1 pseudogene is annotated in these 517 nt (G+C 31.3%); it reads right to left on the minus strand.

From position 1 onward, the window contains the following. Positions 1-374, minus strand: a pseudogene (locus HMPREF9073_RS07650) (hypothetical protein); the annotation flags it as partial. Between the last annotated feature and the right edge of the window lie 143 nt (positions 375-517).

A 517-nucleotide genomic window follows, 5' to 3' on the forward strand; every position in this document is an offset into this window, starting at 1 on the left:
ATTTCCTTGGTGTTGATGTCTAAAACACCAAATCTTAGTTTTTCAGCAAGATAAAAATACAATAAATTATCTTGAACAACATAACTTCCTGCAGTATCATTTGCTTTTTTGATGTTGTACTTTTCAAACTCTTCTTGTAAGCCATATTGAGTAACAAAAGGAGGCTCTTGGGTTAAATCTATTTCAATAAAAACATCTACTGCTAAGCCTAAAATTTTTCCTTTTTCACTATTTAAGAGATAATCACTTCTAAAAAAGCCTTTGCTATCATCATAAGAACTCGTACTTGTTTTTCCTATAGCTTGGTGATATTCAGGGATACGATATTTTAATTCTCCTGTTTCAATATCTAAACCTATAAAAACCTTCTGCATTTAGAAAAACCCAAAAAATACCATTGTATATACCTATAAATCTCCGTACCTGAAAATCTATCTCTTCATCGGTATATGGGTTTTTCCACTTTCCAAGTGAAGCAAGAGAAAACTCCCAAAGCAAGTTGGTAGGAAAAATATGA

Source organism: Capnocytophaga sp. oral taxon 326 str. F0382 (genome assembly GCF_000318295.1).
GTDB classification, from domain to species: domain Bacteria; phylum Bacteroidota; class Bacteroidia; order Flavobacteriales; family Flavobacteriaceae; genus Capnocytophaga; species Capnocytophaga periodontitidis.